We start from the raw sequence: 22,730 nt of genomic DNA, 5'->3' as shown, positions 1-22,730 counted from the left end.
TCGCACCCGCTGTTTCGCTCAGTCGGCCCTGGTGATGCCATGTTTGCGCAGTTTGCGATACAAGGTATTGCGGCTGATGCCCAGGTGTTCGGCAACGCGGGTCAGGTGCCAGTGTTTTGCTTCCAGGGTCGCCATCAGCGCATGGCATTCGGCATCTTTCAATGCAGCTGGCCCTGTCGCCGGCAAGGCAGCGCCCACAGGGACAGCAGATGGCCTGAAGTCGGCACGGTCGGGGTGGGAGCTGGCTTGCCGGCGATCGAGGGCAGCGCCCTGGCGAACCATGGCGGGGAGGTCCGAAAACACGATCCGGGCATCCTCGCAAAGCGCCACCAGGGTGCGCAGCACATTGCGCATCTGCCGCACGTTACCGGGCCAGGTGAAGTCGAGCAGCGCCTGGCGCGCCCTGGGCTCGATATCAATCAGCTGCCCGTGCGCCTCCTGGCGCAGCAGAAAGTCCAGCAACTGCGCCTTGTCGCTGCGTTCGCGCACCGCCGGCAACGCTACCTCCAGGCCATTCAGGCGGTAATACAGGTCCTCGCGGAAACCGCCCTGCTCGACTCGCTCCAGCAAGTCGCGGTGCGTGGCACTGACGATCCGCACATCCACCGCCTGTGGCTCGCCACCGATAGGCACCACCTGCCGATCTTCCAGCACCCGCAACAGACGGGTCTGCAGGGCCAGCGGCATGTCGCCGATCTCGTCCAGCAACAAGGTGCCGCCGTCTGCCTGCAGCAACTTGCCGCGCATGCCTTCCTTGCGAGCACCGGTAAAGCTGCCGCCGCGATAGCCAAACAGCTCGCTCTCGATCAGGCTCTCCGGGATCGAGGCACAGTTGATGGCGACAAACGGCTTGCCACGCCGCTCGCTGGCCTGGTGCACGGCCTGGGCGAAGGCCTCTTTGCCGCAGCCGGTCTCGCCGCGCAGCAGCAGCGGCACATCACGCTCGAACACCCGCACGCTGCGGCGAAAGTCGTTTTGCAGGGCCGCGTCCAGCAGGCACACAAGCGGCTCCACTTCGCGCGCCGGGCGTGGCTGGCCGATAGGCACCGACCACACCGGCGCACGGGCCTGGCCACGCAGGCTGGCGAAGACCTGACGACCGTCCAAAGTACGCAGCGGCCAGACGGTGCTGCCACCGGGTGTGGCGCGGCTGAACAGATCATCGTGGCTGCAGGCGAAGAAGCGTTCCAGAGGTTTGCCCAGCACGCCACCGCGCACGCTGCCCAGCAGGTTCAGCGCGCTCTGGTTGGCGGCGCAGATACGCCCATCGCCGTCAAACGCCAACAGCCCTTCGCTGAACAGGCCGACCGATTCAGCCTGCAAGTGAAAACGCAGCAGCCACTGTTGCTCGAAATGGCGCAGGAAATAGCAGCTTTCGATCATCTTCGCCGACAAGTTCACCAAGGCCATGGTGTGGAACTGGCTTTGCCGGGAAACGTCGGGCCGCGCCGAAGACACGTCGAGCACCGCCAGCAGTTCGCCATGTGGGTCGAACACCGGGCTGGCGGAACAGGTAAGGCCTGTGTGACGGCCGCGGAAGTGTTCGTTCTGGTGGATGGTCAGCGCCTGGCGCTCGACCAGGCAAGTGCCGATGCCGTTGGTGCCCTCGCGTGCCTCGCTCCAGTCGGCGCCCAGCCACAGCCCGGCATGCTCGAAACTGCGCCGCTCGTTAGGGGCGCTCACGCAATTCAGGATCACACCACGGGCATCGGTCAGCAACACCGCATGACCGGCCCCGGAAAGCTGCTGGTGCAGGCTGTTCATTTCATGATCGGCAATTTGCAACACCTGGCGCAGACGCTCGCGGCTTTCCAGCAGGCGCCCGTGTTCGAGCACCACCGGCGCCTGGGCCACCGACGGGTCGAGGTGGTAGTCCTCAAGACAGCGCAACCAGGAGCGGGCGATGGACGGATCGCTTGCGCCCTCCCCGGCCCCGCCGTGGGCCACGCTATGCACCTGCCGGGCATGGTGACTGAAATGATTGCTCTGCATTTGTTGTAGTTCTCCGCAGATAGAGAGTCCAGTCAGCATCCTCTACCCGGAAAAGGTTTGCAATGCACCCTACGGTGACGTGTCGCAAATGGCACAAAGTGTCACTGCGGGCGTACCGATGCTGGCACAGAGCTGCGCGGCAAATTGCTGGATGCTGAGCCAACCCATTGATTTGCCTGGTGCTGCCAACGCTGGCCCGACCTTTGCTCTACGCTTTCCAACTCCCTAACAAACACAATAGCCAGGAGACACACCATGCGTTATGCACATCCCGGTACCGAAGGCGCGAAGGTTTCCTTCAAGAACCGCTACGGCAACTACATCGGTGGTGAGTTCGTTCCTCCGGTAAAGGGTGAGTACTTCACCAACACCTCTCCGGTGGACGGTCAGCCGATCGCCGAATTCCCGCGCTCTACTGCCGAAGACATCGACAAAGCCCTGGATGCCGCCCACGCTGCGGCTGACGCCTGGGGCCGGACCTCGGTGCAGGACCGCTCCAACGTCCTGCTGAGAATCGCCGACCGTATCGAACAGAACCTGGAACTGCTGGCCATCACCGAAACCTGGGACAACGGCAAGCCGATCCGCGAAACCCTCAATGCCGATATCCCGCTGGCGGTCGACCACTTCCGCTACTTTGCCGGCTGCATCCGCGCCCAGGAAGGCGGCGCAGCAGAGATCAACGAAGGCACCGTGGCCTATCACATCCACGAGCCGCTGGGCGTGGTCGGGCAGATCATCCCGTGGAACTTCCCGATCCTGATGGCCGCCTGGAAGCTGGCCCCGGCCCTGGCCGCCGGCAACTGCGTGGTGCTGAAACCGGCCGAGCAGACCCCGCTGGGCATCACCGTGCTGATGGAAGTGATCGGCGACCTGCTGCCAAAAGGCGTGCTCAACGTGGTGCAAGGCTATGGCCGCGAAGCGGGTGAAGCACTGGCCACCAGCAAGCGCATCGCCAAGATCGCCTTCACCGGCTCCACCCCGGTGGGCTCGCACATCATGAAATGCGCCGCCGAAAACATCATCCCTTCCACTGTCGAACTGGGCGGCAAGTCGCCGAACGTGTACTTCGAAGACATCATGCAGGCCGAGCCGAGCTTCATCGACAAGGCTGCCGAAGGCATGGTGCTGGCGTTCTTCAACCAGGGCGAGGTGTGTACCTGCCCGTCGCGCGCACTGGTCCAGGAGTCGATCTACCCGCAGTTCATGGAAGTGGTGATGAAGAAGGTGCTGCAAATCAAGCGCGGCGACCCGCTGGACACCGACACCATGGTCGGCGCCCAGGCCTCGCAGCAGCAGTTCGAGAAGATTCTGTCGTACCTGGACATTGCCCAGAAGGAAGGCGCCGAGCTGCTGACCGGCGGCAAGGTGGAGAAACTGGAGGGTGCGTTGGCTACCGGGTACTACATCCAGCCGACCCTGCTCAAGGGCAACAACAGCATGCGCGTGTTCCAGGAGGAAATCTTCGGGCCGGTGGTGAGCGTGACCACCTTCAAGGACGAAGCCGAGGCGCTGGCGATTGCCAACGACACAGAGTTCGGCCTGGGTGCCGGCGTGTGGACGCGCGACATCAACCGTGCCTACCGTATGGGCCGGGGTATCAAGGCCGGCCGGGTGTGGACCAACTGCTACCACCTGTACCCCGCGCATGCGGCGTTTGGCGGGTACAAGAAGTCGGGGGTCGGGCGTGAGACGCACAAGATGATGCTTGATCATTATCAGCAGACCAAGAACCTGCTGGTGAGCTACGACATCAATCCGTTGGGCTTCTTCTAGACCGCGTCGCCGTCTTCGCGGGTAAACCCGCTCCCACAGGGACCGCACGGTTTTCAAGACCTGTGCAATTCATGTGGGAGCGGGCAAGCCCGCGAAAGGGGCAGGCCTGCAAACACAAAACCCAGGGCGGCAACCTGCACCAGCCGCTCTGGCTCGCTTCCTGCAGTACCCATCACCATCGGCCCGGACCTCCCCCGGCCACCAAGAAAAAAAACAGGTGAATCTATGCCAAGCGATCAATCCGCCGGCTCGTCGGCAGGCTCTTCCGTAGACTTCGAAAAGGTCGGCTCAGACTACTTCCAGCAACGTGAACTGAAAAAAGGCGCCGCCGGCTGGGTGCTGCTGGTCGGCCTGGGCGTGGCCTACGTGATCTCCGGCGACTACGCCGGCTGGAACTTCGGCCTGGCCCAGGGCGGCTGGGGCGGCATGTTCCTCGCCACACTGCTGATGGCCACCATGTACCTGTGCATGTGCTTCTCGCTGGCCGAGCTTTCGTCGATGATCCCCACCGCTGGCGGCGGCTACGGCTTTGCCCGCAGCGCCTTCGGCCCCTGGGGCGGGTTCCTTACCGGCACGGCAATCCTGATCGAATATGCCATCGCCCCCGCCGCCATCGCCACCTTCATCGGGGCCTACTGCCAGTCACTGTTCGGCATCGGCGGCTGGATGATCTACCTGGCGTTCTACATCGTGTTCATCGGCATCCATATCTTCGGTGTGGGTGAAGCGCTGAAGCTGATGTTCATCATCACTGCCGTGGCCGCTATCGCCCTGGCGGTGTTCCTGGTGGCGATGGTGCCCCATTTTGATGCAGCCAACCTGTTCGACATCGCCCAGACGGACGCCGTGGGCGCCAGCAGCTTCCTGCCGTTTGGCTACGTCGGCGTGTGGGCGGCGATCCCCTATGCGATCTGGTTCTTCCTGGCTGTCGAAGGCGTGCCCCTGGCTGCCGAGGAAACCAAGAACCCGAAACGCGACCTGCCACGCGGCCTGATCGGCGCGATGCTGGTGCTGGTCGCCTTTGCCTTGCTGATTCTGGTGGTCGGCCCTGGCGGCGCGGGTTCCGAAGCGCTGAAAGCCTCTGGCAACCCGCTGGTCGAAGCATTGGCCAAAGCCTACGGCGGCTCTACCTGGATGGGCAGCTTCGTCAACCTGGTCGGCCTGGCCGGGCTTATCGCCAGCTTCTTCTCGATCATCTATGCCTATTCCCGGCAGATCTTCGCCTTGTCCCGTGCCGGCTACCTGCCGCGCAAACTGTCGGAAACCAACAAGAGCAAGGCGCCGGTACTGGCTTTGGTCATCCCCGGCATCATCGGCTTCGCGCTGTCGCTGACCGGCCAGGGCGATTTGCTGATTCTGGTCGCGGTGTTCGGTGCCACACTGTCTTATGTGCTGATGATGGCCGCGCACATCACCCTGCGTATCCGCCGGCCGAAGATGGAGCGCCCGTACCGCACCCCTGGCGGCATCTTTACCTCGGGCGTGGCGCTGCTACTGGCCTGCGTCGCCGTGGTGGCCGGTTTCCTGGTCGACCCACGGGTAGTGATTGGCGCGGCAGTGATCTATGGGGTATTGATTGCCTACTTTGCTTTCTACAGCCGCCACCACCTGGTAGCCGGTACACCGGAAGAGGAATTCGCCGCGATCCAGCAGGCCGAAGAGACCCTGCACTGATTGCCGCCACCCGCCGCGGGCCAGCCCGCGGCTCTGGAGATTCTGTATGGCAAGTTTCGTACACACGGTAGGCAACATGGTCTACCGCTTCGACAGCCTCAAGGAAGTATTGGCCAAGGCCAGCCCCGCACGCTCGGGTGACTTCCTGGCGGGGGTTGCTGCCAGCAACGACGGCGAACGGGTCGCCGCGCAGATGGCCCTGGCCAATATCCCGCTGACGCATTTCCTGAATGAGGCGCTGATCCCTTACGAACAGGACGAAGTTTCCCGCCTTATCATCGACACCCACGACGCCCGGGCCTTCGGCCCGGTAAGCCACCTGACCGTGGGCGGCCTGCGCGACTGGTTGCTGGGCGAAGAGGCCAACGAAGACAGCCTGCGCGCCCTGGCGCCCGGGCTGACGCCGGAAATGGCTGCCGCCGTGTCGAAAATCATGCGCGTGCAGGACCTGGTGCTGGTGGCGCAGAAAATCCGCGTGGTCACCCGGTTCCGCGGCACCATGGGCCTGCGCGGGCGCCTGTCGACCCGGCTGCAGCCGAATCACCCGACCGATGAGCCAGCCGGTATCGCCGCCAGCATTCTCGACGGCCTGCTGTACGGCAACGGCGACGCCATGATCGGCATCAACCCGGCCACCGACAGCATCGCCTCGATCTGTGCCCTGCTGGAAATGCTCGATGCAATCATCCAGCGCTACGACATTCCCACCCAGGCCTGCGTGCTGACCCACGTCACCACCTCGATCGAAGCCATCAACCGTGGCGTGCCGCTGGACCTGGTGTTCCAGTCCATTGCCGGCACCGAGGCAGCCAACGCCGGGTTTGGCATCAATCTGAACGTATTGCAGGAGGGCTACGAGGCTGGGCTGTCGCTGAAGCGCGGCACCGTCGGGCAGAACCTGATGTATTTCGAAACAGGCCAGGGCAGCGCCTTGTCGGCCAACGCCCACCATGGCGTCGACCAGCAAACCTGTGAAACCCGCGCCTATGCCGTAGCCCGCCATTTCAAGCCGTTTCTGGTCAACACCGTGGTCGGCTTCATCGGCCCGGAATACCTATACAACGGCAAGCAGATCATCCGGGCCGGCCTCGAAGACCACTTCTGCGGCAAGCTGCTGGGCGTACCGATGGGCTGCGACATCTGCTACACCAACCACGCCGAAGCCGACCAGGACGACATGGACACCCTGCTGACCCTGCTGGGTGTGGCCGGGATCAACTTCATCATGGGCATACCCGGCTCTGACGACATCATGCTCAATTACCAGACCACCTCGTTCCATGACGCGCTTTACGCGCGCCAGACCCTGGGCCTGAAGCCCGGGCCGGAGTTCGAGGCATGGTTGGCTCATACCGGCATCTTCACCCAGGCCGACGGCCGGGTGCGCTTTGGTGACAACCTGCCGCCGGCTTTCCGCCAGGCCTTGGCCCAGCTTGCATAGGGATGACCATGAACCGCACGCCTACCCCTGACAACCCCTGGCTGGCCTTGCGCACCCTGACCCCGGCGCGCATCGCCCTGGGCCGTGCCGGCACCAGCCTGCCGACCGGGGCGCAGCTGGATTTCCAGTTCGCCCATGCCCAGGCCCGCGACGCCGTGCACCTGGCCTTCGACCATGCTGGCCTGGCCACTCAGTTGAAAGAAAAGGGCCGCGACAGCCTGGTGCTGCACAGCGCCGCGAGCGACCGCCACCAGTACCTGCAGCGCCCGGACCTGGGCAGGCGCCTGAATGACGATTCGATCAGCACGCTGCGCCAGCACGCCCAGGCCAACCCCGGTGGCGTCGACCTGGCCATCGTGGTCGCCGATGGCCTGTCGGCCTTGGCCGTTCATCGCCACACCCTGCCGTTCCTGACCCGTTTCGAGGAGCAAGCCGCCGCCGATGGCTGGACCTGTGCGCCGGTGGTGCTGGTAGAACAGGGCCGGGTAGCAGTCGCCGATCAGGTGGGCGAATTGCTGGGCGCACGGATGACCGTGATGCTGATCGGCGAGCGCCCGGGGCTCAGCTCGCCCGATAGCCTTGGCCTGTACTTTACCTACGCGCCCAAGGTCGGCCTGACCGATGCCTACCGTAACTGCATCTCCAACGTGCGCCTGGAGGGCCTGAGCTATGGCATGGCGGCGCACCGCCTGCTGTACCTGATGCGCGAAGCCTGTCGGCGCCAGCTTTCCGGGGTGAATCTGAAGGACGAAGCCGAGGTCCATAGCCTGGAGAGTGACAACGCTGGCAACCAGAAAGGCAACTTCCTGCTCGGCAAAGGGTAAAAAACATGTAACGGAAGGCGGATTGCACTTGTGACGCGCATTGGGCAGCATGCCCTTGAAAGCTGCTGGCATTCCGCTGTTTCCCCAAATGGACTCTGAGGGCCGCACATGCGCATCATCAAGGCAACCCTGGAACACCTCGACCTGCTCACGCCGTTGTTCGTCAAATACCGTGAGTTCTATGGGCAGCTGCCCTACCCCGACAGTTCGCGCAGCTTCCTGGAAAAGCGCCTGAAACGGGATGAATCGGTGATCTATCTGGCGCTGCCGGAAGACGACGACAGCAAGCTGCTGGGCTTCTGCCAGCTTTACCCGAGCTACTCATCGCTGTCGCTGAAGCGGGTATGGATTCTCAACGATATCTACGTGGCCGAGGATTCGCGGCGCATGCTGGTGGCCGACCACCTGATGCGCGAGGCGAAGAAGATGGCCAAGGACACCAACGCGGTACGCCTGCGGGTCTCAACCAGTGCCGGTAACGAGGCAGCCCGCAAGACCTACGAATCCATTGGCTTTCGCAAGGACACCGAGTTCGAGAACTACATCCTGCCGATCAGTCAGGATTGACCTCTCAAAACAGGGCAGCGCATTTGTAGGAGCAGCCTTGCGCTGCGAAAGGGCCGGTACGGCAAATGATTGCCTGTGGCCTTACTGGCCTCTTCGCAGCGCAAGGCTGCTCCTACAGGTGCTCTGTGTTGACCCACAAACTCCCTACCGTAACCCCCCGCTACAAACTCCCCGGGCATGTTCTTCACTTCGCCGTATAATGCCCCACCTGTCATGTGTGAAAATTTACCCATCGCCAGGTAACCGAGCCTACGCCCAAGAACACAGGTGCTGTACATGGATTTCAACCCGCTGGACCTTATCCTGCATCTCGATGCCTACCTCGATCTGCTGGTCACCAATTACGGTCCATGGATCTACGCCATCCTGTTCACCGTGATCTTCTGTGAAACCGGGCTGGTGGTCATGCCGTTCCTGCCGGGCGATTCGTTGTTGTTCATTGCCGGCGCCGTAGCTGCGGGCGGCGGCATGGACCCGGTACTGCTGGCTGGCCTGCTGATGGCAGCGGCAATCCTGGGCGACAGCACCAATTACGTGATCGGCCGAACGGCCGGCGAGCGGTTGTTCAATAACCCCAACTCGAAAATCTTCCGCCGCGACTACCTGCAGCGCACCCACGAGTTCTATGAACGCCATGGTGGTAAAACCGTGACCCTGGCGCGCTTCCTGCCCATCCTGCGCACCTTCGCCCCGTTTGTTGCCGGTATTGCCCACATGCATTACCCCCGCTTCCTCGGCTTCAGCGTCGCCGGTTCGCTGCTGTGGGTCGGCGGCCTGGTCACCCTGGGTTACTTCTTCGGCAACGTGCCGTTCATCAAGCAGCACCTGTCGCTGATGGTGGTGGGCATCATCGTCCTGTCGCTGGTGCCAATGATCCTCGGCCTGCTGCGTGGCCGCCTGGGCCGTGCGGCCAAGGCTCACTGAACGCTCGAAGCACAGCAGACATGTGGTCATTCAGCGCCTGGCGGCGCAAGCGCACCCTGGCGCGCTACCCCATCGCCCCCCAGCAATGGCAGGCCGTGCGCGCGCGCCTGCCGATGCTGGACGGCATCAGTGACGAAGAAGACCACTGGCTGCGCGAAGCCTGCATCCTTTTCCTGCTCGACAAACACCTCACCTGCCTGCCAGGCGTCGAGCCGGACGATGAGCAACGGCTGTTCCTGGCCGCCCAGGCCCAGTTACCGTTGCTGCACCTGGGCGACCTGAACTGGTACCAGGGTTTTCACGAAATCATCCTTTACCCCGACGACTTCAAAAGCCCCCAGCGCCACCGCGACGCCAGCGGCGTGGAGCACGCCTGGGATGGCGAGCACAGCGGCGAGGCCTGGCAACAGGGCCCGATCATCCTCGCCTGGAACGGCGTGCTGGCCAGCGGCGGCTGGGAAGCCTACAACCTGGTCATCCACGAACTGGCGCACAAGCTGGACATGCTCAACGGCGATGCCAATGGCCTGCCGCCGCTGCACAGCGGCATGCCTGTGGATGAATGGGCGCACGCCATGCAACAGGCCTACGACGACCTCAACCGCCAGCTGGACAACGACCCCGACGCCGAAACCGCCATCGACCCGTATGCCGCCGAAAACCCGGCAGAGTTCTTTGCCGTTACCAGCGAATACTTCTTCAGTGCCCCCGACCTGCTGCAGCAGGCGTATCCACGGGTCTACCATCAGCTGTCGCTGTTCTACCGCCAGGACCCGCTGGCGCGCCTGAGCCGGCTCCAGGCCGAACACCCCGACTACCGCGAAAGCCACGCCTGACGCGGCCACACATCAGGCCAGGCGTGGCATGCAGCGGCAGAATGTGCCTATAATCGCCGCCACTTTTTTGGTCAAACACGGGGGCACTGCCCAATGAGCTACAGCAAGATTCCGGCGGGCAAAGACCTGCCGAACGACATCTACGTCGCCATCGAGATCCCGGCCAACCACGCGCCGATCAAATACGAGATCGACAAGGACAGCGACACCCTGTTCGTCGACCGTTTCATGGCCACCCCGATGTTCTACCCAGCCAACTACGGCTTCATCCCGAACACCCTGGCTGACGACGGTGACCCGCTGGACGTGCTGGTGGTTACCCCTTACCCGGTAGCCCCAGGCTCGGTTATCCGCGCCCGTCCGGTCGGCATCCTGAACATGACCGACGACGGCGGCGGCGACGCCAAGGTCATCGCTGTACCGCACGACAAGCTGTCGCAGCTGTACGTCGACGTGAAGGAATACACCGACCTGCCAGCCCTGCTGATCCAGCAGATCGAGCACTTCTTTGCCAACTACAAAGATCTCGAGAAAGGCAAGTGGGTCAAGATCGAAGGCTGGGACGGCGCCGACGCCGCCCGTGCTGCGATCACCAAATCGGTTGCTGCCTACAAAGGCTGATACCGGTTGTGCAAAAAACCCCGCCTCGGCGGGGTTTTTTTTGTCCGGATGGAGGGTGCGGAGACTGGCGGTAATAAATCTTACGCAGTCCTACACCAACGCCCTACAAACGGGCCCTTTTCGTACAATTTCCGTCAACACTCGGTTCATATCCTTACTGGCAACCCGCCGCTACACTCGCGGCCATGAACACTTCCGGCGACCGCCTCAAAGCCCTTCTTCACGAATGTGGCCTGACCTCTTCTGATTTCGCTGCCCAGCGCAGCGTCACACCACAGCACGTCAACAACTGGTTAAAACGCGGCGTCCCCCTGGCCCGGCTGGACGAACTGGCCGATTTGTTCTGTGTGCATCGTCGTTGGCTGCGCACGGGCGAAGGGCCCAAACACCCCAACCCGATCCTGCGCAACTTTCCGCCCCGCCCGGCACCCGCCAACACCCCAAGCCCCTTGTCGGTGCATCGCGGCCGGGTACTGAATGTGCCCTACCACGAGGTACGTAACGGCCTGCTTTCGCCAGCTGCCGGACAACACCTGCGCCTGCCAGCAAAAGCCCTGAAAGAGCTGGGTGTACGCCCTCGCAACGCCGTCTGCCTGGCGATGCCGGCCAGCAACATGGCCCCGCTGATTCCACTGGACGCTACCCTGGCCATCGATCTGGGCATGACCCAGGTGGTCGAAGGCGAAACCTATGCCTTGTTGCACAACGGCACGCTGAGGGTGAACTACCTCAGCCTCGGCCAGCACGGCACGCTTTACCTGCACAGCCATGACCGGCACAACTACGCGGCCGAACGCTACACCGCCGCGCAGCGTCAGGCCCAGAGGCTGGAAATCATCGGCTGGGTGTTCCACTGGTCGCATTTCCGCCAGCAACGGCCCGGCTGAAACACCCTGTGCCATTTTTTGCTGGGCAGACCGCGCGAGCCCTTGTATGCTACGCCGCACATTCAGCCCCGACCGGCGCAAGCCGCAGTCCAGAGGGCTCGGCAATATCCCACACGGTTATCTGCCATCTCTTTCAGGCCCTTGATGGCCACACAGTTAAGGCGGTTGCGACTTACCATAAATTAGTCGGAGCCGTCCCCGAGAAGCCGGCCACAAGCCGGCTTTTTAATGCCCGCAGAAAATTCGCGGCGCTGGCAAAACCCTCCCGGTCAGCGCCCACCAACTCGATATCATGGCGGGCCCCAAGCGGCCGAGTGCTTCGGCTTCAGGAGTAACTGGTCCGAAACAAATGTGTAAGCGGGCTTGTTCCGCGAAGCGCCGCGCGGGCGGCGCTTGTCACAGGCGCAGCAAATCTCCCGACATGCACCTACCCGCCCCATCCCCATCAGAACTCATACCGCGCCCCAACCATCATGCTCCGCGAAGGCCCATAGAAGTTGAACGTCGAGGTCGATCCCACCCGCGACAGGTAGTCCCGGTCAAACAGGTTGTTGACGTTGAACGTAGCCGTCAGCTTCGAAGTCACCGGGTACGACAGCATCGCATGCGGCCAAGGGTGGCCGCCGTGGCGCCGATCGATCTGCAGCCTACGTAGCGGCACGATTGCGCCGAAGGTCGTAGATCCGCGGGTTGCCAGTGGGGTGGCCCTGTGCTGTATGCTTGGCCGGTCTTCAGGGCGGGGTGCAAGTCCCCACCGGCGGTAAATCGAAAGATGAGCCCGCGAGCGCCCCGGCCATGCCGGGGGTCAGCAGATCTGGTGCGACTCCAGAGCCGACGGTCATAGTCCGGATGAAAGAAGGCGTCAGGCAGGGGCCGTTTCGGGCGCCCCTGCGCGCGCATTTTGTTCGCCCCGAGACGTTCATCGATCATTAACGAGGAGCGTTTCATGTCCACCCGCTACCACCCGCAATACCCCAACGTTAGTGCCGCCATCGCTGCCTTCAAGGCCGGGCGCCCTGTGCTGCTGCTCGACGATGACGACCGCGAGGACGAAGCGGACATCATTGCCGCCGCCGAGAACATTTCGTTGCAGACCATGGCCATGATGATTCGCGATTGCAGCGGCATCGTCTGCCTGTGCCTGGACGAGGCAACCGTCGACGAGCTGCAGCTGGCGCCGATGGTGCAGAACAACCAGGCCCGGCATGGCACTGGCTTCACCGTCACTATCGAGGCGGCAGAAGGCATCACTACCGGCGTTTCGGCCCAGGACCGCATTACCACCATTGCTGCGGCACTGCGCTCCACTGCCGAACAGCGCCACATTGTCAGCCCGGGGCATTTATTCCCGCTGCGCGCCCGCAATGGCGGGGTGCTTACCCGCCGTGGCCACACCGAGGGCTCGGTGGACCTGGCACGCCTGGCCGGCCTGCGTCCGGCGGCGGTGCTGTGCGAGCTGATGAACCCCGATGGCAGCATGGCCCGCGGCGAGCAGGTGGCAGTGTACGCGCGGCAATACAATCTGCCGGTGCTGACCATCGAGGAACTGGCGCGCTACCGGGAAGCGATGGTGGAGCTGGAAGCCGAGCCTGCCTGATAGACCACACTGGGTCCATTCGCGGGCAAGCCCGCGAATGGGGCTTTGAAACCAGCCTCATTACCCCTGAAGTTTGCTCCCCCCGCCCCGCTCTGCTAGTGTCGCGCCGTTCTGACCAGCTACCGAGACAGTCGCCATGGCCCGCAAAAAAGCCTCCCTCGATTTCGAGCAATCCCTCGCAGACCTGCAAGCATTGGTCGAGCGCCTGGAGAACGGCGAATTGTCGCTGGAAGACTCGCTGGCCGCCTTCGAGCAAGGCATCGCCCTGACCCGGGACTGCCAAGGCGCCCTGGCGCAGGCCGAGCAGAAGGTGCAGATTCTGCTGGAGCGCGATGGCGAACTGGCCGCGCAGCCTTTCGATGCGGAGCCGGAAGCATGATTGGCACCTACCAGGCCAACTGCCAGGCGCGTGTCGACGCAGCCCTCGAGCCGCTGTTCGTCGCGCCTACCGATGAACTGCAACGCCTTTACGCCGCCATGCGCTACAGCGTGATGAACGGCGGCAAGCGGGTACGCCCGTTGCTGGCCTACGCGGCCTGCGAAGCGCTGGGTGCCCCGGCCGAACAAGCCAACGGCGCTGCCTGCGCTGTCGAGCTGATCCACGCCTACTCGCTGGTACATGATGACCTGCCGGCCATGGACGACGATGACCTGCGCCGTGGCCAGCCAACTACCCACAAAGCATTCGACGAAGCCTGCGCCATCCTCGCTGGCGACGGCTTGCAAAGCCTGGCCTTCGCCGCCCTGCTCGACCCGGGTTTGAGCCCGCAGGCCGACAGCATCCGCCTGGCCATGGTGCAGACCCTGGCCAAGGCTGCCGGCCCGGCCGGCATGGTCGGCGGCCAGGCCATCGACCTGGGCTCGGTTGGCCTGAAACTGGACCAGCAGGCGCTGGAGTTCATGCACCGGCACAAGACCGGTGCACTGATCGAAGCCAGCGTGCGCCTGGGCGCCCTGGCCAGTGCCCGCGCCGAACCGGCGCAGCTGGATGCGCTGCAGACGTATGCACAGGCCATCGGGCTGGCGTTCCAGGTGCAGGACGATATCCTCGACGTGGAAAGCGACACCGCCACCCTGGGCAAGCGCCAAGGCGCTGACATAGCCCGTGACAAACCGACCTACCCGGCCCTGCTCGGCCTGGAAGCGGCCAAGGCCTATGCGATAGAACTGCGCGACCAGGCGTTGCTCGCACTGCAAGGCTTCGGCGAAAACGCCGAGCCGCTGCGGGCGCTGGCGCGTTACATCGTCGAACGCCGCAACTAAGCTGCTACATCAATCCTTGTAGGAGCGAGGTTTACCCGCGAATGCGATTGTTGATCCAGCGCCGCATTCACAGGTAAAGCTGCGCCCACCAGGGGCCCCGCAACCCGTGGTCGAATGGGCACTTTTCCCACAATGGGGTAAACTGCCGCCACTTCAAACCTATAACGACTCGCCTGATGCCCACGACGTTTCAAGAGATCCCCCGCGAACGCCCGGTCACGCCGTTGCTCGACCGCGCTGACACGCCTGCCGGCCTGCGCCGGCTGGCCGAAGCCGACCTGGAGACCCTGGCCGACGAATTGCGCCAGGAACTGCTCTACACCGTGGGTCAGACCGGTGGGCATTTTGGTGCCGGTCTGGGCGTGATCGAGCTGACCATCGCCCTGCACTACGTTTTCGACACCCCGGACGACCGGCTGGTGTGGGACGTGGGCCACCAGGCCTACCCGCACAAGATCCTCACCGGGCGCCGCAACCGCATGCTCAGCCTGCGCCAGAAGGACGGCATCGCCGCCTTCCCGCGCCGCAGCGAAAGCGAGTACGACACCTTTGGCGTCGGCCACTCCAGCACCTCGATCAGTGCCGCGCTGGGCATGGCCATTGCCGCCCGCCTGCAGAACAGCGCACGCAAGTCGATTGCGGTGATCGGTGATGGCGCGCTGACTGCCGGCATGGCCTTCGAGGCGTTGAACCACGCCCAGGAAGTCAACGCCGACATGCTGGTGATCCTCAACGACAACGACATGTCGATTTCGCGCAATGTCGGCGGCCTGTCCAATTACCTGGCCAAGATTCTTTCCAGCCGCACCTACGCGAGCATGCGCGAAGGCAGCAAGAAAGTGCTGTCGCGCCTGCCGGGTGCCTGGGAAATCGCCCGCCGCACCGAGGAGTATGCCAAGGGCATGCTGGTGCCGGGCACGCTGTTCGAAGAGCTGGGCTGGAACTACATTGGCCCGATCGACGGCCACGACCTGCCGACCATGATCGCCACCTTGCGCAACATGCGTGACCTCAAGGGCCCGCAGTTCCTGCATGTGGTGACCAAGAAAGGCAAGGGTTTCGCCCCGGCCGAGGTCGACCCGATTGGCTACCACGCCATCACCAAGCTGGAGCCGGCCGACAAACCTGCCGCGCCCAAGAAAGCCAGCGGCCCGAAGTACTCCGCCGTGTTCGGCCAGTGGCTGTGCGACATGGCCGCCGCCGACAAGCGTCTGGTAGGCATTACCCCGGCGATGAAGGAAGGCTCCGACCTGGTCGACTTCAGCGAGCGTTACCCTGAGCGCTACTTCGACGTGGCGATTGCCGAACAGCACGCGGTGACCCTGGCCGCCGGCATGGCCTGCGAGGGCAGCAAGCCGGTGGTGGCGATCTACTCGACCTTCCTGCAGCGCGCTTACGACCAGCTGATTCACGACGTGGCGGTGCAGAACCTCGACGTGCTGTTCGCCATCGACCGCGCCGGCCTGGTGGGCGAAGACGGCCCGACCCATGCGGGCAGCTATGACCTGTCGTACCTGCGCTGCATCCCCGGCATGCTGGTGATGACCCCAAGCGACGAAAACGAGTTGCGCAAGATGCTCAGCACCGGCCACCTGTACAACGGCCCGGCAGCGGTGCGCTACCCGCGTGGTACCGGCCCGAATGCGCCGATCAGCGGTGACCTCGAGCCACTGGAAATCGGCAAGGGCGTGGTCCGCCGGCAAGGCGAAAAAGTCGCCCTGCTGGTGTTTGGCGTGCAACTGGCCGAGGCCATGCAGGTAGCTGCGCAGACCAACGCCACGGTGGTCGACATGCGCTTCGTCAAGCCGCTGGACGAGGCCCTGGTGCTGGAACTGGCTGCCAGCCATGAACTGCTGGTGACCATCGAAGAAAACGCCATCATGGGCGGTGCCGGTGCGGCGGTGGGTGAGTTCCTGGCCAGCCAGGCGGTGCTCAAGCCGCTGCTGCACCTGGGGCTGCCGGATATCTATGTCGAGCACGCCAAGCCTGCGCAGATGCTGGCCGAGTGTGGGCTGGATGCGGCCGGCATCGAGGCTGCTGTCAAAGCTCGGATGGCCAAGCTCGGCCTGTAATCCCTGGGGCCGCTTTGCGGCCCTTTCGCGACACAAGGCCGCTCCTACAGAGACCGCGCCGCTCTCCCGGCCTTCGCAATACCTGTAGGAGCGGCCTTGTGTCGCGATCGAGGGCGCAGCCCTCGTAAAATGGTTATGCCCATGAAATCCCCAACCTTTGCCACCCTGCTCTGCCTCCCCCTGCCGCTATTGGCCGCCGAACGCGACGACGCCCTCAAGCTCCCCGACGTGCTGATCAGCGCCAGCCGCCAGGTCGAATCGCGCACCGCTACCAGTGCCGCCAACACCGTCTTCACCCGCACCGACATCGACCGCCTGCAGCCCAGCAGCGTCACCGACCTGCTCAGCCGCGTGCCCGGCGTCCAGGTGGCCCCCACCGGTGGCCGTGGCAGCCTGCCAGGCATCTTCATCCGCGGCACCAAGGCCGCACAAAGCCTGGTACTGGTCGATGGCGTGCGCATCGCCAACGCCACCTCGGGCGACAGCGGCCTGCAGTTTCTCGACGTTGACCAGATCGAGCGGGTAGAAGTGCTGCGCGGCTCGCGCTCGGCGGTGTACGGCAGCGACGCAATTGGCGGGGTCATCCAGATCTTCACCCGACGCAGCAGCGGCCCCGGCCTGCAACCACGTCTGCGCATCGCGGCCGGCAGCAACCAGACATTCCAGCGCAGCCTGGGGCTTTCTGGCGGCAACGACGCCACCCGTTTCAACCTGGGCGCCAGCCTGGACGAGACTGCAGGCATCGATGCCACAGGGCCGTCCTTCGCCAGCGATGGCGACCATGACGCCTACCGCAACAAGGCCTTCAACCTGAGCCTGAGCCACACCTTCGGCGAGCGCTTCGAGGCAGGCCTGAACCTGCTCGACAGCCGCGGCCGCAGCGAATACGACAACCCGTTCGGCGGCTTCGACCCGATCACCTTCGAGAGCTTTGGCCTACAGCCGTACACCGACTTCAGTGTGAGTAGCCTGGGCAGCTACTTCGACGCCCAGCTCAGCGATGCCTGGCACTCACGCCTGGAACTTGCCCACAGCGAAAACCGCGATGACAAGCGCGACAAACTCAGCGCCGAACGCTTCGTGTTCAATACCTATCGGGACCAGGCCACCTGGCAGAACGACCTGGCCCTGGGGCAGCAACACACGCTGCTGATCGGCGCTGACTGGTACCAGGACCGCGTACATGGCAGCACCGACTTCACCGAGGACAGCCGCTGGAACCGTGCCGTGTTCGCCCAGCACCGCTACCAGGGCGAACGGTTTTCCACCGAACTGGGCGTGCGCCATGACCGCAACCAGCAGTTTGGCGGCCAGACCACCTGGAGCGGCAGCGTCACCGTCCCGCTGAACGCGCAGAACGATGTGCTGCTGTCCTACAGTGAGGGCTTCCGCGCGCCGACGTTCAACGACCTGTATTACCCGCAGTTCAGCAACCCGGACCTGGACCCCGAGCACTCCCGCAGCTACGAGCTGCAATGGCGCAGCCAGCTGACTGGCGACAGCCGCCTGGAGACTTCGCTTTACCGCACCGACCTGCGCGACGCGATCATCTTTGGCCAGGACTCGATCCCCCGCAACGTCGCCTCGGCACGCATCAACGGCCTGGAAATGGCGCTCAACCAGCAATGGGGCGCCTGGCACAGCCAGCTTGGCCTGGCGCTGATCGACCCACGCGATCGCGATACCGGCCACACCCTGGCCCGCCGCGCGCGACGCACCTTGAGCCTGGACCTGGACCGTGAATTCGGGCGCTTCAGCATTGGCGGCAGCTGGCAGGCGGTCAGCAGCAGCTATGACGATGAGGCCAACCGCAACCGTATCGGTGGCTATGGCGTGCTGGGCCTGCGTGCTAGCTGGGCGGCAACTGATGCGCTGAAACTGGAAGCCAAGCTGGATAACCTGCTGGACCGCAGCTCCAGCCGCGCCCTGTACAGCTACGAGGGGACCTACCACCCTTACCGTGAAGAAGGCCGCACGCTGCTGTTCAGTGTCACCTGGACGCCGGCGCTCTAGCGGCCAGCAGCGCACACAAGCGGGCGGTGGCTTCGATCATTTGCCCGCTGGGCCGCTCCAGCCCTTTGTCAGGCACCACCAGCAAGCGGTCATCGGCGACCGCACGGATTTGCGGCCAGGCCTTCCAGCTGGCCAGTTGCGCCTGGTCGCCGGCCAGGATGACCTGCGGGTTGCGCAGCAGCACCGTTTCCACATTCACTTGCGGCGCCGGTTGCGTGAGGTCGGCGAAGACATTGCGCGCCCCGCACACGGCCAGGGCATCGCTTACCACCTGCCGGCCACCGAGGGTATACAGCGGCCGGTCCCAGACCTGGTAGAACACCTGCAAGGGTTCTTCCCGTCGATACTGCTTGCGCAGTTGCTGCAGCCGGTCACGCAGGGCTTGAGCGTAGTTCTTGCCTTGCTCGGCACGGCCGACGCGCGTGGCGATGGCCTCGATCTGCTCGATCAGCTGCTCGATGCCATGGGGTTCAGCACTGAAAGTAGCGATGCCAAAGCGCTTGAGCTGGTCGCGCTGGGCGGGCGCCACGCTGCCTGGCCACAGCAACAGCAGGTCGGGACGCAGGCTGAGCAGGCGCTCCATGTCCAGTTGCCCCTGGCGCCCTACCGAGGGCAGGTCACGCAGCGCCGTCGGTCGCTCGCCACCGTCGAGCACCCCCACCAGCAGGTCGTCGGCGTGCAGCTCGAGCATGATTTCGCTCATCGAAGGTGCCAGGCTGACGACCCGCAGCGGTTCGCCGGCCATTGCAGTGCAGGCCAGCAGCGCCAGCAGGCCAGGCAGCAGGCGCATCAGCCGAGCTGGCGCGGAATGCGATAGAGGTACAGCACCACAACGGTCGACAGTGCCAGCAGGATCTGTGGCACCGCCTCCAGGCCAACCAGCACCGACAGCGCTGCGACCCAGGCCGGGAAGCAGGCATACAGCATGGCCAGGCGCCGCACCCGCGCCAGTTCGATCCAGGCGGCAGGTTCTTCACTGGTGCCGAGCACTTTGGAAGTGGCGATCAGCGCGCGCTTGTAGGCACCGAAGCGTGGCAGGCTGAGGAACATGGTCGCCGCACCGGCGATGAACAACGGCATCGCCAGCAGCGGGATCAGCGCATCACCGCCACCGAAGGCCCAGGCCATGACCGGCAGCGGCACCAGGCCCATCGCCAGGTACTGCCACCAGGCCAGCGCCAGACGCCGCTTGACCTGGGCGCGGGTCACGCCTGGGGCACCTCGCCCTGGTGTTCGCTGCCCAGCATGTGGCCCAGTTTGCCGGCCTTGGTCGCCAGGTAGTAGCGGTTGTGCGGGTTGTGACCGGTGTGCAGCGGCACCCGCTCGGCAACCACGATGTTCATGTCGGTCAGGGCTTTGACCTTGCGCGGGTTGTTGGTCATCAGGCGCAGGGCCTTCACGCCCAGGTGTTCGAGCATAGGCAGGCAGATGGCGTAGTCGCGCTGGTCAGCGGCAAAGCCCAGGCGCTCGTTGGCTTCTACGGTGTCGGCGCCGCCATCCTGCAGCTCGTAGGCGCGGATCTTGTTCAACAGGCCGATACCACGGCCCTCCTGACGCAGGTACAGCAGCACGCCACGGCCTTCGCGGGCAATGGCCTGCAGGGCGGCCTCCAGCTGCGAACCGCAGTCACAGCGCTGGCTGAACAGGGCATCGCCGGTCAGGCACTCGGAATGCAGGCGCCCCAGCACCGGCTGCCCGTCCGCGATGTCACCCAGGCTGAGCACCACGTGCTCACGGCCGGTGGCTTCCTCAAGGAAACCATGCATGGTGAAAGTCGCGAAGGGCGTCGGGAGTTTAGAGGCGGCAACAAAGACGACGGGCACGTTGTGCTCCTGGAATAAGTTGAAAATTTCTCGTGGGCCGATTGTATCAGCAGGTTGGGGGATATGGGCGGGCTGAATACCGTGGGGCAGGATCGAAAAGTTCGATGCTTGGCAGAGTCCGGCACCCGGTCAATCGGGTTTGCACAGTCCCTGTGGGAACCGCGCCAGGCCACATGAACAGGATTCAGTGCGGTGTGCTATCTGCAGTGAACGGATACGGCTGCTTCCAGTGCTCGAAAATCGGCTTCAGCTCGCCACTGCGCACAAGTTCGGCCATGCGCTTGTCGAACAGATCGCGCAAGGCCCTGGCCCGGTCGTTGCGGGCGAAGGCCAGGTACAGCGGCAGTTCGGCTACATGGGTGCGGCGGAAACGCTCGGGGTGCGGGGCCTGGCTGAGCACGTAGTCCACCTCGGTCAGCGCATCGATGTAGAAGTCCACGCGATCGTGCTCGAGCATTGGCAAAATGCCCTCGCGGCGCTGGATTTCACGGAAGTCATGAGCATTGGGCAAGTAGCTGGAATAGTCGTAGCCACGCACCCAGGCCAGGCGGTAATTGCCTACGTTTTCCGGGGTCGGCACAGGCTTGCTGGCCAGACCAAGGGCGTAGATGTGGTCCAGATCGAAGTGCCAGCGCGGGTAGAGGTTGTCGTCGCTCTCATCCTTGTAAGAACCCACCCAGGCATCGGCCTCACCCCGTTTCACCAACCCGACTGCACGGCTATAGGGCGCACTCTGGGCAACCACCTTGACCCCGGCCGGCTCGAACACCTTGCGCAATACGTCCCAGGCCACCCCGGTACCGTCGGCGTTGGTGTAGTCGAGCCATTCTTCGCTGACCAGATGGATCTGCTTCGGCACGCCGTCGGCAGCCATCACCCACGGGGCAAAGCCAAGCAGCATCGCCAGCAGCACAGTCCTTATGGCCATTCACGCGCTCCCTGTTTCAGGCAACCGCCCACACCAGAACCTGCATGCCCAGCCAGGCGAACACGCCGGCCAGGATATCGTCGAGCATGATGCCGACGCCGCCATGCACATGGCGATCGATCCAGCGGATCGGCCACGGCTTGAGGATGTCGAAGAAGCGGAACATCAGGAACCCCGCCAGCAACCACTGCCAGCCTTCCGGCACCAGCCAGAGGGTGATCCACATGCCGACGATCTCGTCCCAGACAATGCCTTCGTGATCGTGCACGCGCAAGTCATTGGCGACCTTGCCGCACAACCAGAAGCCGAACAGCATGCTCACCCCGAGCAGCAGCCAGTAGCCCCAGTCGGGCAGCATCTGCCACAAAGGAATGAACGGTATGGCGACCAGCGAACCCCAGGTGCCCGGCGCCTTGGGCAAGGTGCCGGAACCGAAGCCAAACGCGATGAAGTGCCACGGGTTGCGCCAGACCGAAGGCGGAACGAACTCCGCAGGCACCTGGTTGGGGTGATCGGTCACGGTGTCTCCCTAAAGTGTTGATAGCCCCGCTGAACGGGGGTGATGTCATGGCCCAAGGCGTCGTGCAAGGTCACACCCTGCCCTTCGAGCACACGACCAATGGTATGCACCTCGATGCAATCGAAGGCAGCCAGAGCTGCCAGCGCCCCAGGCGGCAAGGTGAAAGCCAGTACATAGTCATCGCCACCGCTGAGGGCGGCCTGCAGCGCCGCCTCACGGCCGAGAAACGCCTCTACAGCAGGAGACACTGGCACCTGCGCCAGGTTCACCTGCAGTGCGACAGCGGACGCCTTGGCAATATGCCCACAGTCCGCGAGCAGGCCATCAGAGATATCCAGCGCCGCCGTGGCCCGGCCGCGCAGCAGCTGACCCAAGGCGAGCTGCGGCATCGGCGACCAGTAGTGGGCCAGCAGCGGCTCGGCCTGCTCGGCCGGCGCCTCGCGCTCACCCAGCACCAGCGGCAACGCCCCCGCCGCCTTGCCCAGCACACCACCGACACACAGCAGGTCGCCCGGCCGGGCGCCGCTGCGGCGCAGGGCCTGGCCAGCGGGTACACGGCCGAACACGGTCACGGTGATACTCAGCGGGCCACGTGTGGTGTCCCCACCAATCAGGCTCATACGGCAACGCTGGGCCATGCGGCTGAGGCCGTCGGCGTAGGCCGCCAGCCAGTCAGGGCCAACGTCAGGCAGGGTCAGGGCGAGGGTAAAGCCGATTGCGGTCGCGCCCATGGCTGCCAGGTCACTGGCTGCCACGGCCAACGAACGCTGGCCAAGCAGAAGCGGATCGCAGACAGCGGGAAAATGCACGCCGGCGACCAGGGTGTCGGTCGACACCGCCAGTTGCTCACCGGGCGGAAGGCTGAGCAAGGCGCAGTCGTCGCCGATACCCAGGGCCACGCCCTCGCCACCCTGCGCACAAGGCGCGGCGGCGAAGTAATGGTTGATCAGCTCGAACTCACCCATGGTTCGC

At 64.1% G+C, this 22,730-nt stretch carries 22 protein-coding genes and 1 riboswitch; of the genes, 14 read left to right on the top strand and 8 right to left on the bottom strand.

What is annotated here, in order from left to right:
* Window positions 1-18 precede the first annotated feature (18 nt).
* On the bottom strand, window positions 19-1,992 hold the full coding sequence (locus AC5O5R_RS02785) for a sigma-54-dependent Fis family transcriptional regulator (RefSeq protein ID WP_172220529.1): 1,974 nt from the start codon (window positions 1,990-1,992) through the stop codon (window positions 19-21).
* 255 nt (window positions 1,993-2,247) lie between these two features.
* Between AC5O5R_RS02785 and exaC the strand changes: the two genes are divergently transcribed.
* From exaC to AC5O5R_RS02740, 9 genes are all read left to right on the top strand, one after another.
* Window positions 2,248-3,768 carry an acetaldehyde dehydrogenase ExaC gene (gene exaC / locus AC5O5R_RS02780; RefSeq protein WP_172220532.1) on the top strand — a complete coding sequence of 507 codons (1,521 nt, stop codon included), beginning with the start codon at window positions 2,248-2,250 and terminating at the stop codon, window positions 3,766-3,768.
* Window positions 3,769-3,993: 225 nt separating this feature from the next.
* Window positions 3,994-5,442: an ethanolamine permease gene (gene eat / locus AC5O5R_RS02775; protein ID WP_172220535.1), complete on the top strand. Its 1,449-nt coding sequence runs from the start codon at window positions 3,994-3,996 to the stop codon at window positions 5,440-5,442.
* Window positions 5,443-5,488: 46 nt separating this feature from the next.
* Complete coding sequence (locus tag AC5O5R_RS02770; RefSeq protein ID WP_172220538.1) at window positions 5,489-6,883, top strand: ethanolamine ammonia-lyase subunit EutB; 1,395 nt, start codon at window positions 5,489-5,491, stop codon at window positions 6,881-6,883.
* Window positions 6,884-6,891: 8 nt separating this feature from the next.
* A complete protein-coding gene (eutC, locus tag AC5O5R_RS02765; RefSeq protein WP_172220541.1) occupies window positions 6,892-7,707 on the top strand; it encodes an ethanolamine ammonia-lyase subunit EutC in 816 nt (271 codons plus the stop codon).
* Between the two features lie 108 nt (window positions 7,708-7,815).
* Window positions 7,816-8,274, top strand: a complete 459-nt coding sequence (locus AC5O5R_RS02760; protein WP_172220544.1) for a GNAT family N-acetyltransferase — start codon at window positions 7,816-7,818, stop codon at window positions 8,272-8,274.
* Between the two features lie 276 nt (window positions 8,275-8,550).
* Window positions 8,551-9,198 (top strand): DedA family protein, encoded by a 648-nt coding sequence (locus AC5O5R_RS02755; RefSeq protein ID WP_019472362.1) that lies wholly within the window; start codon window positions 8,551-8,553, stop codon window positions 9,196-9,198.
* Between the two features lie 20 nt (window positions 9,199-9,218).
* A complete protein-coding gene (locus tag AC5O5R_RS02750; RefSeq protein ID WP_172220547.1) occupies window positions 9,219-10,034 on the top strand; it encodes a M90 family metallopeptidase in 816 nt (271 codons plus the stop codon).
* Between the two features lie 93 nt (window positions 10,035-10,127).
* Window positions 10,128-10,655 carry an inorganic diphosphatase gene (ppa, locus tag AC5O5R_RS02745; protein WP_016497835.1) on the top strand — a complete coding sequence of 176 codons (528 nt, stop codon included), beginning with the start codon at window positions 10,128-10,130 and terminating at the stop codon, window positions 10,653-10,655.
* 185 nt (window positions 10,656-10,840) lie between these two features.
* Window positions 10,841-11,542, top strand: coding sequence for a LexA family transcriptional regulator (locus AC5O5R_RS02740; RefSeq protein ID WP_172220549.1), 702 nt, complete (start codon window positions 10,841-10,843; stop codon window positions 11,540-11,542).
* Between the two features lie 445 nt (window positions 11,543-11,987).
* On the opposite strand, the gene AC5O5R_RS02735 is transcribed toward AC5O5R_RS02740, so the two are convergent.
* Window positions 11,988-12,203 carry a hypothetical protein gene (locus tag AC5O5R_RS02735; protein ID WP_372242463.1) on the bottom strand — a complete coding sequence of 72 codons (216 nt, stop codon included), beginning with the start codon at window positions 12,201-12,203 and terminating at the stop codon, window positions 11,988-11,990.
* Between the two features lie 62 nt (window positions 12,204-12,265).
* A riboswitch (FMN riboswitch) is annotated at window positions 12,266-12,407 on the top strand.
* Between the two features lie 81 nt (window positions 12,408-12,488).
* Between AC5O5R_RS02735 and ribB the strand changes: the two genes are divergently transcribed.
* The 5 genes from ribB to AC5O5R_RS02710 all read left to right on the top strand — a co-directional run bounded on the left by ribB (window position 12,489) and on the right by AC5O5R_RS02710 (window position 18,487).
* Entirely contained in the window at window positions 12,489-13,139 is a 651-nt protein-coding gene (gene ribB / locus AC5O5R_RS02730) for a 3,4-dihydroxy-2-butanone-4-phosphate synthase (RefSeq protein ID WP_172231266.1), read from the top strand.
* 136 nt (window positions 13,140-13,275) lie between these two features.
* Window positions 13,276-13,518 carry an exodeoxyribonuclease VII small subunit gene (locus tag AC5O5R_RS02725; protein ID WP_027594918.1) on the top strand — a complete coding sequence of 81 codons (243 nt, stop codon included), beginning with the start codon at window positions 13,276-13,278 and terminating at the stop codon, window positions 13,516-13,518.
* Complete coding sequence (ispA, locus tag AC5O5R_RS02720; RefSeq protein WP_172286629.1) at window positions 13,515-14,402, top strand: (2E,6E)-farnesyl diphosphate synthase; 888 nt, start codon at window positions 13,515-13,517, stop codon at window positions 14,400-14,402. Before AC5O5R_RS02725 ends, ispA begins: the two co-directional genes overlap by 4 nt.
* A gap of 176 nt (window positions 14,403-14,578) precedes the next feature.
* Complete coding sequence (gene dxs, locus AC5O5R_RS02715) at window positions 14,579-16,474, top strand: 1-deoxy-D-xylulose-5-phosphate synthase (RefSeq protein ID WP_172231272.1); 1,896 nt, start codon at window positions 14,579-14,581, stop codon at window positions 16,472-16,474.
* Between the two features lie 141 nt (window positions 16,475-16,615).
* Window positions 16,616-18,487: a TonB-dependent receptor domain-containing protein gene (locus tag AC5O5R_RS02710; RefSeq protein WP_494514936.1), complete on the top strand. Its 1,872-nt coding sequence runs from the start codon at window positions 16,616-16,618 to the stop codon at window positions 18,485-18,487.
* On the opposite strand, the gene AC5O5R_RS02705 is transcribed toward AC5O5R_RS02710, so the two are convergent.
* From AC5O5R_RS02705 to thiL, 6 genes are all read right to left on the bottom strand, one after another.
* Window positions 18,465-19,277 (bottom strand): cobalamin-binding protein, encoded by an 813-nt coding sequence (locus AC5O5R_RS02705; protein ID WP_172232073.1) that lies wholly within the window; start codon window positions 19,275-19,277, stop codon window positions 18,465-18,467. The genes AC5O5R_RS02710 and AC5O5R_RS02705 overlap by 23 nt on opposite strands.
* Window positions 19,277-19,696, bottom strand: a complete 420-nt coding sequence (locus tag AC5O5R_RS02700) for an MFS transporter (protein WP_172232076.1) — start codon at window positions 19,694-19,696, stop codon at window positions 19,277-19,279. The genes AC5O5R_RS02705 and AC5O5R_RS02700 overlap by 1 nt, the downstream gene beginning before the upstream one ends.
* Window positions 19,693-20,310, bottom strand: coding sequence for a GTP cyclohydrolase II (gene ribA, locus AC5O5R_RS02695; protein WP_172232079.1), 618 nt, complete (start codon window positions 20,308-20,310; stop codon window positions 19,693-19,695). Before ribA ends, AC5O5R_RS02700 begins: the two co-directional genes overlap by 4 nt.
* Window positions 20,311-20,494: 184 nt before the next feature.
* A complete protein-coding gene (locus tag AC5O5R_RS02690; protein WP_172286626.1) occupies window positions 20,495-21,238 on the bottom strand; it encodes a substrate-binding periplasmic protein in 744 nt (247 codons plus the stop codon).
* 16 nt (window positions 21,239-21,254) lie between these two features.
* A complete protein-coding gene (locus tag AC5O5R_RS02685) occupies window positions 21,255-21,758 on the bottom strand; it encodes a phosphatidylglycerophosphatase A family protein (protein ID WP_003255391.1) in 504 nt (167 codons plus the stop codon).
* Window positions 21,755-22,723, bottom strand: coding sequence for a thiamine-phosphate kinase (gene thiL, locus AC5O5R_RS02680; RefSeq protein WP_172220552.1), 969 nt, complete (start codon window positions 22,721-22,723; stop codon window positions 21,755-21,757). The genes AC5O5R_RS02685 and thiL overlap by 4 nt, the downstream gene beginning before the upstream one ends.
* Window positions 22,724-22,730 lie beyond the last annotated feature (7 nt).

This window comes from Pseudomonas sp. 8_5_2 (assembly GCF_059295255.1).
The sequence above is the reverse complement of the archived record's forward strand: the minus strand, read 5'-3'. Positions and strand labels throughout refer to the sequence as shown.